This is a genomic window from Streptomyces sp. NPDC079020, assembly GCF_044542225.1.
Taxonomy (GTDB): domain Bacteria; phylum Actinomycetota; class Actinomycetes; order Streptomycetales; family Streptomycetaceae; genus Streptomyces.
Genome location: NZ_JBITUB010000013.1, coordinates 110,665 through 126,980, shown reverse-complemented (window position 1 = coordinate 126,980; position 16,316 = coordinate 110,665). Strand labels below are relative to the sequence as shown.

9 protein-coding genes and 1 tRNA gene are annotated in these 16,316 nt (G+C 72.0%); 5 read left to right on the top strand and 5 right to left on the bottom strand.

Annotation, left to right across the window (positions count from 1 at the left end; genetic code table 11):
- Nucleotides 1-258: 258 nt before the first annotated feature.
- The 5 genes from ACIGJO_RS25970 to ACIGJO_RS25950 all read left to right on the top strand — a co-directional run bounded on the left by ACIGJO_RS25970 (nucleotide 259) and on the right by ACIGJO_RS25950 (nucleotide 7,844).
- Nucleotides 259-3,699, top strand: coding sequence for a M28 family peptidase (locus ACIGJO_RS25970; RefSeq protein ID WP_399962093.1), 3,441 nt, complete (start codon nucleotides 259-261; stop codon nucleotides 3,697-3,699).
- Nucleotides 3,700-3,993: 294 nt separating this feature from the next.
- Complete coding sequence (locus ACIGJO_RS25965; protein ID WP_399961902.1) at nucleotides 3,994-4,938, top strand: ABC transporter ATP-binding protein; 945 nt, start codon at nucleotides 3,994-3,996, stop codon at nucleotides 4,936-4,938.
- Nucleotides 4,935-5,903: an ABC transporter permease subunit gene (locus ACIGJO_RS25960; RefSeq protein WP_399961900.1), complete on the top strand. Its 969-nt coding sequence runs from the start codon at nucleotides 4,935-4,937 to the stop codon at nucleotides 5,901-5,903. Before ACIGJO_RS25965 ends, ACIGJO_RS25960 begins: the two co-directional genes overlap by 4 nt.
- 45 nt (nucleotides 5,904-5,948) lie before the next feature.
- The gene (locus ACIGJO_RS25955; RefSeq protein ID WP_399962091.1) at nucleotides 5,949-6,353 is read left to right on the top strand and encodes a GntR family transcriptional regulator; all 405 of its coding nucleotides are present in this window, start codon (nucleotides 5,949-5,951) and stop codon (nucleotides 6,351-6,353) included.
- A 126-nt stretch (nucleotides 6,354-6,479) separates the two neighbouring features.
- A complete protein-coding gene (locus ACIGJO_RS25950; protein WP_399961898.1) occupies nucleotides 6,480-7,844 on the top strand; it encodes a cryptochrome/photolyase family protein in 1,365 nt (454 codons plus the stop codon).
- 116 nt (nucleotides 7,845-7,960) lie between these two features.
- Here the strand turns inward: ACIGJO_RS25950 and ACIGJO_RS25945 are convergent, their stop codons facing one another.
- From ACIGJO_RS25945 to ACIGJO_RS25925, 5 genes are all read right to left on the bottom strand, one after another.
- Nucleotides 7,961-10,897, bottom strand: coding sequence for a hypothetical protein (locus ACIGJO_RS25945; RefSeq protein WP_399961896.1), 2,937 nt, complete (start codon nucleotides 10,895-10,897; stop codon nucleotides 7,961-7,963).
- A 2-nt stretch (nucleotides 10,898-10,899) separates the two neighbouring features.
- A complete protein-coding gene (locus ACIGJO_RS25940) occupies nucleotides 10,900-12,747 on the bottom strand; it encodes an HSP90 family protein (protein WP_399961894.1) in 1,848 nt (615 codons plus the stop codon).
- A gap of 60 nt (nucleotides 12,748-12,807) precedes the next feature.
- The gene (locus tag ACIGJO_RS25935; RefSeq protein WP_399961892.1) at nucleotides 12,808-13,794 is read right to left on the bottom strand and encodes a hypothetical protein; all 987 of its coding nucleotides are present in this window, start codon (nucleotides 13,792-13,794) and stop codon (nucleotides 12,808-12,810) included.
- Nucleotides 13,795-14,091: 297 nt separating this feature from the next.
- A tRNA-Ser gene (locus ACIGJO_RS25930) sits at nucleotides 14,092-14,276 on the bottom strand.
- Nucleotides 14,277-14,696: 420 nt separating this feature from the next.
- Nucleotides 14,697-16,316 (bottom strand): Ig-like domain repeat protein (locus ACIGJO_RS25925; protein WP_399961890.1); only part of this gene is annotated, 1,620 nt, incomplete at its 5' end.

The following is a 16,316-nucleotide window of genomic DNA, read 5'->3' as shown; positions in this document are numbered from 1 at the left end:
CTGCCGCACCCACGCCGCCGCACCCACGCCGTCGCGCCCGCGCGCCGCCGGAGACCGACGGGCGCCGAAGGTTCGGCCCGCCCCATACTCGCGCTTTATGGCCGGGAGAGATGGGCCCCTTTGCCATGTTCACGCTCATACTCGGCAGCGCACCGCTCCCCCACCCGTCCTCCTCCCCCTTGGAGTGAACCCGTGCGATCCATCAGACTCACGGCCGTCGCGGCCACGCTGTCACTGACGGCCGGCCTCGCCGGCGTCATGACGCACACGGCCGCCGCGGCCGCCCCCCGGTCCGGATCCACCGCCGCCGCCGATCCGGCCGCACGGGCTGTCGAGGCCGCCGACAAGGCCGTAGGCAGCGGCCTCGACTCGCTGGTCAACGCGCCGCAGGAGCAGTACGAACGGCGGCAGGTCACCCCCTGGCTGAAGGGCCTCTACTCGGTCGCCTACGAGCGCAGCTACCGCGGCCTGCCGGTCGTGGGCGGTGACGCGGTGGTGCTGGCCGACGGCGACGGCGATGTCCGCGCGGTGCGGTCCGCCAGCGCCCGGCAGGTGGACGTGGCCACCGATCCGAGGATCAGCGCCGAGCGCGCCGAGACGGTCGCCCGCGCCAGGCTGGCCCGGGTCGACAAGGTCGTGGACAGCCGGCTGGTGGTGAAGATCAACGACGGGCGGCAGGCGCTGGCCTGGGAGACCGTCGTGGCCGGCCGTACCAGGAGCGCGCCCAGCAAGCTGCACGTCTATGTGGACGCGCGCACCGGCAAGGTTCTCGACACCCATGACGAGGTGGTGGCCGGCACCGGGAACAGCAAGTGGAACGGCCCCGCCCCGCTCACCATCGACACCACCGCGTCGGGCGGCTCCTACTCGCTGCGTGACCCGAACCGCACCGGGCTGAGCTGTGCCGACTACAGCACCGGCCAGGTCTTCTCGAAGTCCTCCGACTCCTGGGGCACCGGCAACCCCACCTCCAAGGAAACCGGCTGCGTGGACCTGATGTTCGCCGCGCAGAAGCAGTGGGACATGCTCAAGGACTGGCTGGGGCGCAACGGCGTCAGCGGCAACGGCCGCTCCTTCCCCGGCAAGGTCGGCCTGAACGAGCTGAACGCCTACTGGGACGGCAGCCAGGTCACCATCGGCCGCAACAGCACGAACCAGTGGATAGCCGGCATGGACGTGGTGGCCCACGAGTACGGGCACGCCATCGACACCAACACCCCCGGCGGAACGAGCGGCCAGGAGTCCGGTCTCGGCGAGGCCACCGGTGACATCTTCGGCGCGCTCACCGAGTCGTACGCCGGCCAGCCCGCGCCGTACGACGTCCCGGACTACACCGTCGGCGAGATGGTCGACCTCCAGGGCCGCGGCCCGATACGCAACATGTACAACCCGCCGGCCGTCAACAACGACCCCGCCTGCTACAGCGCCTCCATCCCCGGCACCGAGACGCACGCGGCGGCGGGTCCGCTCAACCACTGGTTCTATCTGCTCGCCGAGGGCACCAGCCCCGGGGGCGGCAAGCCCAACAGCAGCACCTGCAACGGCACCTCGCTGACCGGTGTGGGCGTCACCACGGCCGGCAAGATCTTCTACGGGGGCATGCTGCTCAAGACCAGCAGCATGTCGTACAAGAAGTACCGCACGGCGACGCTGAGTTCGGCCAAGGCGCTCGACGCCACCTGTGGCCTGCACACGAAGACCAGGGCCGCCTGGGACGCGATCAGCGTGCCCGCCCAGACCGCCGACCCGGCCTGTACGCCCTCGGGCCAGAACAACGACTTCTCGATGGCCCTCAACCCGGCCTCCGGCAGCGTCCAGCAGGGTGCCTCGGTCAGCACCTCGGTGACCACGAGCACCACCACCGGGCAGGCCCAGCAGGTCACACTGAGCGCCACCGGGCTGCCGTCCGGGGTCACCGCCTCGTTCTCCCCCGCCACCGTGCAGTCCGGCCAGTCCTCGACACTGACGCTGACCGCCTCGGCCAACGCCGCACCCGGTTCCACGACCGTCGTCGTGAAGGGCCAGGGCGCGAGCCTGTCGCACACCGTCGACTACACGCTCAACGTCGGCGGCACCCAGCCGGGCACCGACCCGCCGAACATCGACGTGGCCGCCGTCCGTGCGCACCTCGGTGAGCTGGGCTCCATCGCCACGGCCAACGGCGGCAACCGCCGGGCCGGAAGCGCCGGATACACCCAGTCGCTGGCCTATGTGAAGGCCAAGCTCCAGGCGGCCGGCTACACGGTCACCGAGCAGACCTGCACCAGCTGCACCTACCCGTCGAACAACCTGATCGCCGACTGGCCGGGCGGCCCCGCGGACCAGACGGTCATGTTCGGTTCCCACCTGGACGGCGTCTCGGCCGGCCCCGGCATCAACGACAACGGCTCCGGCTCGGCGACCCTGCTGGAGAACGCGCTCGTGCTGGCGCAGAAGAACCCCACCATGACGAAGCACGTGCGCTTCGCCTGGTGGACCGACGAGGAGCAGGGGCTCAACGGCTCGAAGTTCTACGTCAACCGGCTGACCAGCTCCGAGCGCACGGCCATCAAGGCGTACTACAACTTCGACATGGTCGGCTCGACCAACGGCGGCTACTTCATCAACAACGTCAACTCGGCCGCCGCCGCCCCGATGAAGGCGTACTGGACCTCGCTCGGCCTGGCGCCCGAGGAGAACGTCGAGGGCCAGGGCCGCAGCGACGACTACTCCTTCCAGCAGGCCGGCATCGCGACCTCCGGGTACGCGGCGGGGGCCGGCGCCCGCAAGACCTCGGCGCAGGCGGCCAAGTGGGGCGGCTCGGCGAACGTCGCGTACGACTCCTGCTACCACAGCGCCTGTGACACGACGAACAACATCAACGCCACGGTGCTGGACCGCAGCGCCGACGGCGTGGCCTACACGATCTGGAAGCAGGCCGTCGGCGGCGACACCCCGGCGCAGGACTTCTCGGTCGCCGTCAGCCCGGCCGCCGGGAAGGCCGAGCCGGGCGGCACCGCCACCGCGACGGTGAACACCACGACGGTCAGCGGCGCCGCCCAGACCGTGAGCCTCTCGGTCAGCGGCGCGCCCGCCGGGGTGACCGCCGCGGTGAGCCCGTCCTCGGTGCGCACCGGCGACACGGCGACCCTCTCCGTCCAGGTCGGCGCCACGGTGACGCCGGGCACGTACAGCCTGAAGGTCACCGCCGCCGGAAACGTCAGCCACAGCACCACGTACACCCTGACCGTCGGCAGCGGCGGCGGCTGCACCCCGGCACAGGTGGTCGTCAACGGCGGCTTCGAGAACGGCGTTTCGCCGTGGACCACCACGTCCGGCGTGATCACCGATCAGCAGGGCCAGACACCGCACGGCGGCTCGTTCACGGCCTGGCTGAACGGCTGGGGCTCCCCGCGCACCGACAGCGCCGCCCAGAGCGTGACCATCCCGGCCGGCTGCACCTCGGCCCGGCTCTCGTACTACGTGCACATCGACACCGCCGAGACGGAGGCCACCGCCTACGACACCTTCACGGTGACGGCGGGCGGGAAGACGCTGGCCGCCCTGTCGAACACGGACAGCGCCACCGGGTACGCGCAAAAGACCCACGACCTCGGGGAGTTCGCGGGCCAGACGGTCGTCCTGAAGTTCACGGGTGTGGAGGACCAGTCCCTCCAGACCTCCTTCGTCGTGGACGACGTCACCCTGGAGGTGAACTGACCAGGTTCCGCTGACCGGCGGGCCCGCTCATCCGCCAAGGCGGTGAGCATGCCTCCTGCCCGTCCCCGCCACCGGTGCGGACACGGACGGGCAGGACCCGGGCCCGCCCCGGACCCGGCAACGCAGCACAGCACCACCGCACCACCGGCAAGAACCACCGCGCGAGGCGTCGGCGAGAAGGTACCCGGAGGGTCCTCGGCCGGCGCCTCGCGCGTGTCCTGCCCACTGTTTGACACACTCTCACGCAAGACTCCATGATTCCATTAGTTGACTAGTGGAATCGAGGCGAGGCGCGTGGCGGACACGAGCACCCCGAACGGGACTTCGGGTACGTGGGCCCTGGAGGCCCGCGGCCTGAGCAAGCGATACCGGCGCGGCTGGGCCCTGCGCGACTGCTCCTTCCGGCTGCCGGCCGGACGGATCTGCGGTCTCGTCGGCCCCAACGGCGCGGGGAAGAGCACCCTGCTCGGTCTGGCCACCAGGCAGGTGCAGCCGACCGACGGTGAGCTCCGGGTCTTCGGCATCCCCGTGCACGACCCCGCCGTGCTGCCCCGATTCGCCTTCCTCGGGCAGGACAAGCCCCTGTTCAAACGGTTCACCGTGGCCGAGACACTGCGTATGGGCAGCGAGCTCAACCCCGGCTGGGACAAGGCGGCGGCCGAACGGATCGTCCGCTCGGGCCAGGTCCCGATGGACGCCCGGGTCGGCACGCTCTCCGGCGGTCAGCGCACCCGTGTCGCCTTCGCGCTCGCCTTCGGCAAGCGGCCCGATCTGCTGCTGCTGGACGAGCCGATGTCGGACCTCGACCCGCTGGCGCGCGACGAGATGAGCACCCTGCTGATGGCGGAGGCCGTCGAGCGCGGCACCACCGTGGTGATGTCCTCCCACATGCTGACGGAGCTGGAGGACATGTGCGACTACCTGCTGGTCCTCGCCGACGGCAGGATCAGGATGGCGGGTGACGCCGACGCGCTGGTCCCGGCCCACTGTCTGGTCACGGGTGTCACCGAGGACGGGGCGCTGCCCTCCGCGCTCGCCCCGCACACCGTGGTCGAGGCGAAGATCCAGGGACGGCAGTTCCACGCCCTGGTCCGGCCGAAGGGCCCCCTCTCCGGCGGCTGGCAGATCTCCGAACCCAGTCTGGAAGAAGTACTGCTCGCCCATCTCCGCTCACCGGACGCGCCCTCGCTGTACACACCCGGCGCCCGTATCGAGGCCGAAGGGAACAGGACCGCATGAGCACCACCCCGACCGACTCCCGTACCGAACGGACCGCCCGGCCGCGGATACTGCGCGGGCTGAGCTGGCTCGTGGTACGCCAGCACCGTGCCGCGCTGGCCTCCGTCCTCGCGCTGGTGCTCGCCTGCTCGGCCCTGATCGTGTACCAGCGCGCCGAGCTGATCCAGCTGCTGGACGACGCGGGCTGGCCCGGGAAGCCCGCCCCCGATCAGCCCCTGGGAGACCAGTACGACTACCTCTCCACCCTGCTGGGCGGGCTGCCGGTGATCCTCGCCGTGTTCTTCGGCGCCCCCCTGATCGCCGCCGACCAGGAGCACGGCACCGCCCAGCTGGTCACCACCCAGTCCGTGACCCGACTGCGCTGGCTGACCGTGAAGTTCGCCTGGTGCCTGGCCGTGGCCCTGGCGGCCGGCGCGGTGCTCTCCGCGCTCTTCACCTGGTGGTGGGAGCCCTACCGCTCGGTCTTCCCCAGCAGCTGGGTGGAGGGCTCGGTCTTCGACAGCACCGGCCCCGTGCTCCCGGCGCTCTGTCTCTTCCTCACCGCCGCCGGCATCACCATCGGCGTCCTGCTGCGCCGCGTCCTGGCCTCGATGGTGGTCACCTTCGTCTTCTCCGCGGTCGCGCAGATCGCCTGGGACGAGCTCCGGCTGCACCTGGCTCCGACCCATGTGTTCACCTACCCGCTGAACGGCGAACTCCCCGCCCGGCTCTCCGAGTCGTACGAGGTGGACCGCTGGGTCGGGAGCGCCGACGGGACCCTCTACGGGTGGGGCTCCTGCGCCGAGGCGACCGAGAAGGCCACCGACGCGTGCATCAAGGAGAAGGGCATCGTCAACAGCGTCATCGAGTACCTCGACTACGGCCAGATGGCCGCCATGCAGTGGACCGGCGCGGGCATCCTGCTCGCCGGTACGGCGCTGCTGACGGCGTTCACCCTGTGGCGGGTCTCCCGGCGCCCCCTGTAGGGCACCCGCACCCGTATTCGTAAAGTGTCGGCAATCGAGCGGAAGGTGAAGTCCGTGGTCGTATTCCGCATCGACCGGCGCAGCGGAGTGGCAACGTATCTCCAGATCGTCCGGCAGGTCGAACAGGCCCTGCGCATGGGCGCTCTGGAGGAGGGCGACCGGCTGCCCACCGCGGCGCAGGTCGCGGCGACCACCAAGGTCAATCCGAACACCACCCTCAAGGCCTACCGCGAGCTGGAACGGGCGGGCCTGGCCGAGGTGCGCCAGGGCGCGGGCACCTTCATCACCCGCTCCCTCGCCCAGCCCCTGACGGGCCCCGGTTCCCCGCTGCACGGCGCGCTGTCGGAATGGATGCGCCAGGCGCGGGCCGAGGGACTCAGCGGCCAGGACGTCAACGCCCTGTTCCGGGCCGCGTTCGAAGCCGCGTACCCGTCCGGGTCGGACGCCTGATCCCACCGGCACGGCTCCGTCCGCCGCCGCCGGCCGTCCGCTACGTTCCCTCTCGCACCCCGGACCCGCGAGAAAGGCCGGTCACATGACCGACACGGACACCTGCCGGACGACCGGAGCGCACAAGTGAGCGTCGCCGTCTGTCTGTTCACCGCCGATCTGCGGCTGCACGACAACCCGGTCCTGCGTGCCGCGCTGCGCGGCGCCGAGCGGGTGGTCCCGCTGTTCGTGCTCGACGAGGGCGTGCGCGCGGCCGGCTTCGACGCGCCCAACCGGCGGGCCTTCCTCGCCGACTGCCTGGCCGGCCTCGACGCCGGTCTGCGCGAGCGCGGCGGGCGGCTGGTGCTGCGGTCCGGCGGGGTGGTGGCGGAGGTCTGCGCGGTGGCCGACCGGTACGGCGCCCGCGAGGTCCACGTGGCCGCCGGTTCCAGCGCCTACGCGCAACGGCGCGAGGAGCGGCTGGGCGCGGCGCTCGCCCGGCGGGGCCGCACGCTGCGGGTCCACGACGCGGTGGTCACGGTGGCTCCGCCGGGGGCCCACGTCCCGCAGGGCAAGGACCACTTCGCGGTGTTCACCCCGTACTTCTGGCGCTGGCACGGGACGGCCGCGCGCAAGCCCCTGGCCGCCCCACGGTCCGTCCCGGTCCCCGAGGACATCGGCGCGCCCGACCTGCCCCGGCGCGCGGGTGTCGCCGGAGTGTCACCGGGTCTCGCGACGGGCGGCGAACACGAGGCCCGCCGGCACGTCACCTCCTGGCTGCGCACGTCGCTGGACGCCTACGCCGACCGGAACTCCGACCTCGCGGCCGACGCCACCTCACGGCTCTCCCCGCACCTGCACTTCGGCACCCTGTCCGCCACCGAGCTGGTCCACCGGGCCGGGCGCCGCGCGAACCCCGGCGCCGAGGCCTTCGTACGCCAACTGGCCTGGCGCGACTTCCACCAGCAGGTCCTGGCGGCCCGGCCGCAGGCCGCGCACAGCGACTACCGGCCCCGGCTCGACCGCTGGCGGCACGACGACGCCGAGGCGCAGGCCTGGCGAGACGGCCTCACCGGCTATCCGGTGATCGACGCGGCGATGCGCCAGCTGCGCCACGAGGGCTGGATGCCGGGCCGGGCGCGCATGCTGACCGCGAGCTTCCTCACCAAGACGCTCTACCTGGACTGGCGCGTCGGCGCCCGGCACTTCCTGGACCTGCTGGTCGACGGGGACGTGGCCAACAACCAGCTCAACTGGCAGTGGACGGCCGGTACCGGCACCGACACCCGGCCCAACCGGGTCCTCAACCCCACCGTCCAGGCCCGCCGCCACGACCCGCGGGGCGACTACGTACGCCGCTGGCTGCCCGAACTGGCCGGTCTGGAGGGCGCCGCGGTCCATGAACCCTGGAAGCTCCCGCCCCGGGAGCGGGCCCGCTACGACTATCCGGCCCCGCTCGTCGAACTCCCCGCCGCCCTGGCCAGATTCACCCGCGCCCGCGGCCTCGCGTAGAGACGGCAGAACGAGGGGCGGTGCGCCGGAGCACCACGCTCCGGCACACCGCCCCGCGTCCGTTCACCGCGTCCGTTCACCGCGCCGGTTCACCGCGCCCGTTCACCGCGCCGGTCTCACTCCTCGTCGCGCAGCCGGGCGGCCAGGGAGCCCAGTTCCCCGGCCTCCTCGGTGTGGCCCAGGGCGGTCAGCCGGGAGACCGCGGCGTCGAGGCGGGCGAGGGCGGGAGCGGGACGCTCCAGGTAGATGCCCTCCACGGCACCGGCGAGCCGGACGCACTCGGCCCACTCCTCGGCGCTGTCCTCTTCCGGCCCCGGCTCGCCGATCAGGGCGAGCGCCTTGTCCAGGGCGGACACGGCGGCCTCGTACTCACCGGCATGGGCCTGGACCCGCCCGCATTCGTAGGCCAGGGCGGTGTCCAGGGACCGTCCCTGGGCCTCGTACCCGGCGGCGCGGGCCTCGTCGGCGATCCTGCCCGCGTCGGCCAGCTGTGCGAGGGCGTCGGCCAGGCCGTCGGGGCCCTGCTGCTGGGCCTGGAGACGGGCGAGTTCGCGCAGGCAGTTGCTGAGCTGCTCGTAGCGAGGGGCGCGGGCATGGGCGGCGAGCGCCTGCTCCACGGCCTCACGGGCCCGGCCGAACTCGCCGGACTCGCCGAGGAGTACGGCGGTCTCGGCGGCGATCATGGCGTGGCTCCCCGGGTCGTCCTCCCAGCCGGCCGACTCGGCGGAGAGGACGAGGAGTTCCGCCGTGGCGGCCTTGAGGTCCTCCCCCGCGTGCAGCGCGCGGGCGCGGGTCAGCCGCAGCTGGGCGACGAGCCGTTCGTCCAGCTCCCCGCCGGTGACGTCCGGTCCGGCCAGGAGGGAGTCCAGCAGAGCGATGCAGTCCTCGACCCGGCCCAGGTCGAGGCAGAGCTGCGCCGCGTTGCTGTAGGAGCAGTACGCGTCCGTCCGGCTGCCGTCGCGCAGGCCCAGCTCCGCCGAACGCGTCAGGTGCCGCAGTGCCTCGTCGGGGCGGCCCAGGTGCATGCAGGCCTCGGCCAGATCACTGTGGATGCCGGTGGTGTCGACCGAGCCGGCCGGCCAGTCGGCGGCCAGCCGCAGTCCTTCGGCCAGGTCCGCGTGCGCGGCCTGCGCGTCCCGGAGGCCGAGCTGGAGCCGGCCTCGCAGTCCGAGCGTACGGGGCAGGTGCCAGGCGGGTCCGGAAGCCCTCAGCCGGTCAAGGAGGACATCGGTCGCGGTGAGCGCCGCGGGCAGGTCGCCGGTGAGCGCGTGGGTGCTGGCGCGCAGCAGCAGGGCGCCGGAGATCTGGCTGCCGACGTCGTGCCGGATGGCGAACGCGTGCAGCAGGTCCGCCTCGGCGAAGACCGGTGCGGCGTGCTCCTCGCTCCCCGAGGTCTGCAGCCGCAACCCGAGCGCGGTCGCCCGCAGCCGCAGCAGGCGGGCCTCCTGGTACGGGGCGAGGCCGGGCGTCCCCTCGTGCAGGCGGACCATGGCCGCGTGGGCGGCGCTCAGCGCGGCTGCCTTCGCCCCGGCGGCGTCGTCGGCGCCCTCCGCGGGGATCTCGGCGGTGGCCAGCAGCGCGCACGCGCGGGCGAGCGCCGCGTCACCCGGCGCCCCGGCGTCCTCGTACAGGCCCGCCGCCTCCTCGTGGAGAGCGGCGCATTCGGCGAACTCGTCCTTCTCGCCCGCCCGGCCCGCCTCGTCGGCCAGCAGGTCCGCGCGCAGCCGGACGAGCGGACCCACGGCCGGGTCCTCGGGGTGGGTGTAGTCGCGGGCGGCGGCGCGGGTGCGCAGCCGCGCCCAGCAGGCCCGCGCGTCCGGGTGCCCCTGCTCCTCCAGCGCCCGTGCCCGGACGATGAGTTCGGGCAGGGACTCGGGGACGCCGGCGTCCGCGCGGGCGGCGGGCGCGGCCACCGGGACGGCCGGGGCCACGTCGTCGAGACGGCGGGTGCGCAGGGTCAGTTCCAGCGCGTCCAGGAGCGGGGCACGCTCCAGGCGGGCCCGTCGGCGGTCGGTGTGGGCCGTGGTTCCGTTGCGGGCGTCGAAGCGGGCGGCGAGGTCGTCACCGCGGCCCCGCACCTCGGCACGCAGGCCCGCCACCGTCCAGGTGCGGCCCGCGTATCCGGCGGCGGGCAGGTCGCCGTGGCCGAGGAGCTCGACGCGCTGGAGGAGGACCTCCACACCGGTGAGGAAGCCGGACAGCTCCAGCGGCGACTCCACCTCGTCGAACAGGTTCCGGTTCTCGGCGAGCAGTTCCAGACCGCGGGCCTCGTTGCCCGTCAGCGCGCAGAACTCCAGGTGCCGGCCGATCTCCGCGGACATCGAGGGATTGCGGCGGCAGCCCCGGTAGCCGGCGAGGTGCAGTTCGCGGGCCCGGTCGGTGCGGCCGGTGCGCAGCAGGGGCAGCAGCGCGTACGAGACGGAGCGGGCCGGTTCCTCCTGGCAGGACTCCTTCCCGGCCAGGACGGGCTCCCAGATGTCCAGCGCCCGCTCGTCGTCGCCCGCCGCGAGATGGTGCCGGGCCAGCTCGCAGATCTCGCAGGCCTCGCAGTCGCTGAGCGGGGTACGGGAGCGGCCCGCCCACAGCTCATGGGCGAGGGTGGTGCCCTCACCGATGTGGGCGGCGAGCTGGTACGCCTGTCCGTAGTAGGGCTGGAGGCCCAGGCCGGCCTTCTCGTACCGGTCGCGCATCTCCGTCAGCCACTGGCGCAGCGCGGCCAGCGGTATCTCGGGCAGGGCGAGCAGGGCGTTGGCCACCCACTTGAACCGCCAGAACAGCAGATGGCGCCGGCGCTCGTCGAAGACGTCGGGCTGCTCGTCGAACAGGGTGAGCAGGCGGGCGAAGACGACGGGCGACTTCCGGGGTTCGGAGCCGTAGGTGTACGCCTCCTGGAGCTCGAAGAGCGCGTGGACGAGCGGTACGGGCTCCGCGAACTGCTCGGCGGCGTCGACGAGTTCCTCGGCGGTGACGGTGCGGGTCCGGCCGTAGGGGCGACGGTCGTTCTCCTGGAGCGCCTCGTACAGCTCGTCGGTGGTCTGGGGTGCGGTCGGCATCGTCAGCTGTCCTTGCGCAGGGCGTGGGCGAGAAGGTCGAGGAAGGAACGGTTGATGAGGCTCGATTCGGCGGGCCGGAGCGGGCGCCGGGACAGCAGCGCGGCCTGCCCGTAGAGGGCTTCGGCGCTGGTGCGGGCCAGCTCGGGCTCGTCGATGGCGACGGCGGTGCGCACCAGCGGGTTGAGCTGGTTGAGGATCAGCTGGGCCCGCGGGGCCTCCTGGCGCAGCGCGCCGAGGATGTCGCCCCACAGCCCGCCCTCCTGCTCACGGGCGAGCTGCGAGCGGGTGCGCTCGTGCCGGGCCTCGCGGCTGTCGACGAGCAGGGCGGGTGCGGAGGCGGGATGGAAGGTGCGCAGCGCGACATCGCAGTCGAAGACGGCGAGGGCGTCGCGGGCCAGGCCGAGGTAGGCCGCGGCGGCCAGTTCCGTCTCGCGGTCGACGGGGTCGAGATGGGCGGTCAGCGTCGCCGGGTCGAGGTCGGCGACGCTGGCCTCGGGCCTGATCTCGGGCAGCCGGTGGACCAGTTCACGGTCGAAGGTGTAGCCGCCGTTGACGACGCCGAGCCCGGCGGCCGAGGCGATGGCCGCGACCTGCCGGAACTCCTCCACGCTCGACGTCACCAGCACGGTGCGGTGGGTACGCGCGAACTCGTCGAGGGTGGTGTGCCCGTCGGTGGTCTCGAACGGCAGCCAGGGCAGCAGCATCCGCAGGATCTCGTCGTCGTGCACCGCGAGCGACTTCACGGCCAGGTGATGGGCCTGGAGGAAGCGGGCGAGCAGGTCCGGATCGCTGGCGGCGGCACGGGCGATCCACGCGCGCAGCCGCTCGGTGAGGGCGTCGCGGACCGCGGCGAGCGTGTCGTCCTCGTACAGGGACTCGCGGGAGGCCGTCGGGCGCAGGCTCTCGGCGTCGACCACGCAGCGGACGAAGAACGCCCACTCGGGCAGGATCTCCTCGGCCTTCTCGGACAGCAGCATGCCCTTGACGTGCACGCGGTGGCCGTGGCGGCGCCCGGCCGGCACCGCCTCGGGCAGCACGCACGCGATGCCCTTCAGACCCACGGCCGGCAGGTCCAGCTCGATGACGTCCAGCGGCGTGAACCCGAAGACCTCCTCGCCGTACGCGGCCAGCGCCCGGGACCGGGTGCCCGGGGTGGGGTACGTACGCGCCCAGGGTGCGGGCTCGGGGTTGACGGACGCCCCCGGACCGCCCGCGCCGTCGTCGAAGGTCACCGGGTGGCGCAGCAGGGAGCCGAAGTGCCGTGCCAGCGCGTGCACCTGGGCCGGCCGGGTCCACTCGCCCGCGTCGGCGCGCGGTGTCAGCGTGACGGTCGTACCGGGCCGGGGGCGGGCGGACGCGGGCAGCGTGCGGACGGTGTAGCTGCCGTCGCCGCGCCCCCGCCACTCCACGGCGGGCGCGCCGGGCGTGCGGGCGGACCGGCTCAGGACGTGGATCTCGTCCGCGACCAGGAAGCAGGACAGCAGCCCGATCCCGAACTGGCCGATGAAGTCGCCGCGTTGCTCGGCGATCCGTTCTGCGCGCTTGCTGCTGCGGCCGATCGTGGCGAGGAAGGTGTGCACGTCGGCCTCGGTGAGACCGACCCCGTCGTCCTTGACGCGTACGGCCGAGCCGTCGGCGTACAGGCGGATGCCGAAGGCGTCGGCGGGGGCGTCCGGTTCGAGGCCGCGCCGGGCGGTCAGCGCGTCCACCGCGTTCTGCAGGAGTTCGCGCAGATAGACACGGGGGCTGGAGTAGAGGTGGTGGGAGAGGAGGTCGACCAGGCCGCGCAGATCCACCTGGAAGGTGCGATCGGCGCCGGGCGGGTTCGCGGCGGTGTCGGGCAGAGTCATCGGGCAGTCCGGGGCAGTAGGAACGGCGGATGGCGGGGCGGGACCGGGACCGGCATGCGCTCAGCCGCGGCGGTGGCGGCGCGCGAACTGCTTCTCGGGCTCCGCGAAATAGACCCAGGGCCAGCTGGTGTAGGCGCCGTCGAGCGCCTGGAAGACGCGCCTGACCGTATGGCGCTCACCGGCCAGCGACAAGGCCATGGCGAAGGTGTTGAAGTCGTGCTGCCATCCCGGACGCCGCACATGGGCGGGGTGGAGGATGCTGTGGTCGGCCACGGCCCGCAGCTCCGCCTGGATCTCGGGAGTACGCAGGCAGTCCTCGCCGTCCGACTCGACCCATTCCTCGATGTGCGCCATGGCGACCACACAGCCGAGCCGGTGCCCCTGCGGGGCGCGGGCGAGCGCGTCGCGGGCGAACGCCAGGGCCTCGCCCGGCTCGCCGCCCCAGCGGGGCTGCGACTGCGACAGCCATTCGAGGTGGGTCTCCAGGTCCAGCGGGTCACGGCGCAGCGCGGCGTCGAGCCGGGTCCTGTTGACGGCGGGCCCCAGCGACATGCCCCGGCCGGAGGTGAGGAGACGGCGCCACGGCGTGATCCACTCCGGCCGCAGCTCGGCCGCTTCGAGGAGCTGTTCCTCGGCGATACGGAGGCGCTCGTGGAAGACCCGCCACTGCTCCTTGCTGACGTTGACGGCACGGTCGTCGGTACGCGCCTCCCAGCCCCAGCTGATGTAGCGCGTCCCGGATATCAGCAGCGCCTCCGCCCGGTGCTCCTTGTCCTCCTCGACGGCCCGGCCGATCCAGTCCTGCACCCCGTCCAGGTCGGCGAACTCGCCCAGGACCTGATGGTCGCGGCCGAGATCGAAGGGAGCCAGCGCGGCCTTGACCGCCTCCCAGTCCCCCGCATCGGCCGCCTCCACCAGCGCGAGCACCCGCCGGTCCCCGAGCGCGCGCAGCGTGTACATCCCGTTCCTCTGCCTGCGCGGAACAGGAAGGGCGTACGGATCCGTCTCCGGTCTCTCCTCACGCCCACCGAACAACTTGCCGAACATACTGCGCCCTCCCCTGGTCCCGCATGATCGTCGGGTGCAGCATAAGCGGCTCTGCCGACATCGCTTCCACAGGGTTTTCACGGGTACTTCACACCTCGCCTTCCCGGCCTGCCGCGGCTGACGCCCCCACTCCTCGGCGGCCGCGCGCCGGGATCGTGGTCGGGCCGGAGCCACTGAACGCCCGACGCCCGGCACCCCCGCCACGCGCCCCGTCCCGCGTCCCGCCACGCGCCCCGTCCCGCCCCCGGACACGAAGAAGCCCCAGGTCACGGTGAGTGATACCTGGGGCTTTCAAAGAGCCGCCTTCGGGATTCGAACCCGAGACCTACGCATTACGAGACCATGAGCGATCGTGTTGCGTGGTGCCGAGTCATGTTGTCCGGTGATGTTCTGCCTGATCAGAACAGGTGTGCCTCGATATCCCGTGTTGCCTCGGGATGCACTGTCCAAAGGCGTCTGTCCACCGGCTGTCCACCGGCGGCGTCTCCAAGAGGAGTACGCGAACGTGAGCCGAGCAACCGGTTCAGCTGTGGTCGAGGCCGACAGACGCCGAAACAGCAAGCAAAGGTACTTGTCGAGCTCCCACAAATATCTCCCTCAGCATCCCGTCGCCGAGACCAGCGCTCCAAGGGAACTCGGGGAAATGTACTTCCGGGCGCGGGTCTGCCTCTGTCGCTGTGAGGGGGACGGGGAGTACTGCGTGAAAAGGGGCTGCACTCCGGACGACCCGTTCAAGGGCGAGGGTCGGCTGTTTGCGGGCTCCGGCCAGGAGGCCGAGCTGTCCGTAGGCGCTGGCCATGTCGTGGCGGTTGCAAGGGCTTCGGTCGATGGTGAGGGCTTGCCGGTACCAAGGCCTCGGCCTCAGTACCGGCTGCGGGTCGTCCTCCCCGATCGGCAAGTCGTCAGAAAGCAGTGATCGCCACGCCGGCCGGGGCGGTGCCGGTGGTAACGGTGCCGATGACCAGGTTGGTGGCCGTGCTGATCACCGACACGGTGTTCGAGCCGTTGTTGGTGACGTAGGCGCGGGTGCCGTCCGGGGTGATCGCTACACCACGCGGGTTGGCGCCGACGGCGATAGGGGCGCCGATGACCGTGTTGGGGCCCGTGTCGATCACGGACACCGTGCCCGAGTTGAAGTTGGCGACATAAGCCCGGGTGCCGTCCGGGGTGATCGCCACACCACGCGGGTTGGCGCCGACGGTGATGGGGGCGCCGATCACCGTGTTGGCGGACGTGTTGATCACCGAGACACTGTTCGAGTTCTGGTTGGTGACGTAGGCACGGGGGCGGTCCGGGGCGACCGCCACACCGTACGGGCTCGTACCGACGGTGATGGGGGTGCCGATGACCGTGTTGGTGGCCGTGTCGATCACGGACACGTTGGCCGAGTTGAAGTTGGTGACGTAGGCGCGGGTGCCGTCCGCGGTGATCGCCACACCGCTCGGGGTGGTGCCCACAGTGATGGCGGAGCCGATGAGGGCGTTGGTGGCCGTGTCGATCACCGACACGGTGTTCGAGCTTTGGTTGGTGAGGTAGACCGCGGTTCCGTTCGGGGTGACCGCCATCCCCTGCGGGCCGTGGCCGGCGCCCAGAACGATGGTCTTGATGACGGTGTTGCTGCCCGTGTCGATCACCGACACGCTGTTCGAGGCGAAGTTGGCGACGTAGGCGGTGGCGCCGTTCGGGGTGATCGCCACCCCCTGCGGACTGGTGCCGACGGTGATGGGGGTGGCGATCACCAGGTTGGTGAGTGCGTTGATGACCGACACGCTGTTGGAGTTCTGGTTGGTGACATAGACGCGTTGCAGGGTGTAGGTGTACCCGCCGGGGACAGTTGTGGTTCCGGCGAGGGTGGTGACCCGGACGATGGAGTTGCCAGCGGCATGGGCGGGCGTGGTGCCGGTGAGGACGGTTCCCGCGGCATTGACGGTGACGGGGATGACGGGGGTGCCGCCGAAGGTGACAGCGGCGCCGGTGAGGTTGGTTCCGGTCAGGGTGAAAGCGGTGCCACCCGCGCTGGTGCCGGAGGTGGGGGCGAGTGAGCTCACCGTGGGAGCTGTCCCGTTGACGGTCTGCGTGTCGGTCCCGGTCGAGGACGCGAAGTTCGCGTCACCGCCGTAGACCGCCGTCACGGAATGACTGCCGGCCGCCAGCGTGCTGGTCGTGACCGTGGCCTGTCCGGAGCCGTTCAGCGTCGCGCTGACGGGGGCGGCTCCGTCGATGGTGAAGGTGACGGAGCCGCTGGGGACGCCCACGCCGGGCGAAACCACCGCGACCGCCGCGCTGAGGGTCACCGTCTGCCCCACCACGGAAGGGTCGGGCGCAGAGGTGACCGTCGTGGTGGTCGCGGACGGATTGACCGTCTGCGTGTCGGTCCCGGTCGAGGACGCGAAGTTCGCGTCACCGCCGTAGACCGCCGTCACAGAATGACTGCCGGCCGCCAGCGTGCTGGTCGTGACCGTGGCCTGTCCGGAGCCGTTCAGCGTCGCGCTGACGGGGGCGGCTCCGTCGATGGTGAAGGT

Bases quoted from the DNA above. Each gene is read 5' to 3' on its own strand.
- ACIGJO_RS25945 (WP_399961896.1), bottom strand. From the start codon at position 10,897: ATGCCGACCGCACCCCAGACCACCGACGAGCTGTACGAGGCGCTCCAG.
- ACIGJO_RS25940 (WP_399961894.1), bottom strand. From the start codon at position 12,747: ATGACTCTGCCCGACACCGCCGCGAACCCGCCCGGCGCCGATCGCACC.
- ACIGJO_RS25960 (WP_399961900.1), top strand. From the start codon at position 4,935: ATGAGCACCACCCCGACCGACTCCCGTACCGAACGGACCGCCCGGCCG.
- ACIGJO_RS25970 (WP_399962093.1), top strand. From the start codon at position 259: ATGACGCACACGGCCGCCGCGGCCGCCCCCCGGTCCGGATCCACCGCC.
- ACIGJO_RS25935 (WP_399961892.1), bottom strand. From the start codon at position 13,794: ATGTTCGGCAAGTTGTTCGGTGGGCGTGAGGAGAGACCGGAGACGGAT.